General features: G+C 66.3%; 1 protein-coding gene. It reads right to left on the reverse strand.

Going from position 1 to position 910, the window contains the following annotated elements:
• A partial coding sequence (locus tag VTU_RS29765; protein WP_010109267.1) for a SwmB domain-containing protein occupies positions 1 to 910 on the reverse strand: 910 nt, incomplete at both ends.

A 910-nucleotide genomic window follows, 5' to 3' on the forward strand; every position in this document is an offset into this window, starting at 1 on the left:
GGCTTGTTGGTCGCGTCCAAGTTGTTCTCGTCCCGGAAACTGAGCATCAGCTGGTCGCCGTTGACCCTGGGGCGCGTCGTGTCGCCGATGGTGATCAGCTGCGGGGGCCTGGCGTCCAGGTCCGTGCGCACCACCGTGGTCGGGAAACTGAGCAGGCGGTTGCCGGCTGCGTCCTGTATGGCACTCTCGTCGGTGGGCGTGCTGTCCCGGTAGGAGACGGTCACGGTCTGACCCTGCAGCACGGCGGTGCTCAGTTGCAGGGTCAGCCTTTTTTCGCCTCCATACTGTTTGACCGTGGCGGCGACGGCTTGGCCATCGACGAGCACCGTGAAATCGCTGCCGCTCGGTCTGTGGGCAGTGAGACTCTGGGTCAGGTTGCTCGCGGCGTAGAACCGGAGGTACAGGTCATGTCCGTTGACTCTGGGGGCATAGAGACCGGTGGTGATCAACTCCGGGGGGGTGTTGTTCGTCACCACCCGGCTGCTGAAGTCCACTGCGTCGTTGCCCGCAGCGTCCTGCACCACGGCGCCGGATTCGGGTTGGGTGTAGCTGACGCTCAGCGTCTCATCCGGGGCCACGGCGCGGCTCAGTGTCAGCGTGACGGTCTTGGCCACCCCGTTCACCACGGCGCTGCCCACGGTGATGGCCGCCATGCCTGCAGCAGCGGTGTTCACCGTAAAGCCGGCGCTGCCCGCGAGCGCTGCCGCGTCCAGGGTATTGGCTTCCGTGTACGTGAGCACCAGTTGGTTGCCGTTGACCGTGGCGGTGTTGATTACCGGGGCCGTGGTGTCTGCCGGCGCTGGTGTGTTGTTGACCACCGCGGTGGCCGCAAAGCTGGCCGCGTCGTTGCCGGCAGCGTCCTGGATGGCGTTGGCGTCGTTGTCGGTCGTGGGGGTCGGCGTAGGCGACG

The organism is Verminephrobacter aporrectodeae subsp. tuberculatae At4 (assembly GCF_000193225.1).
Taxonomy (GTDB): Bacteria; Pseudomonadota; Gammaproteobacteria; order Burkholderiales; family Burkholderiaceae_C; genus Acidovorax; species Acidovorax aporrectodeae.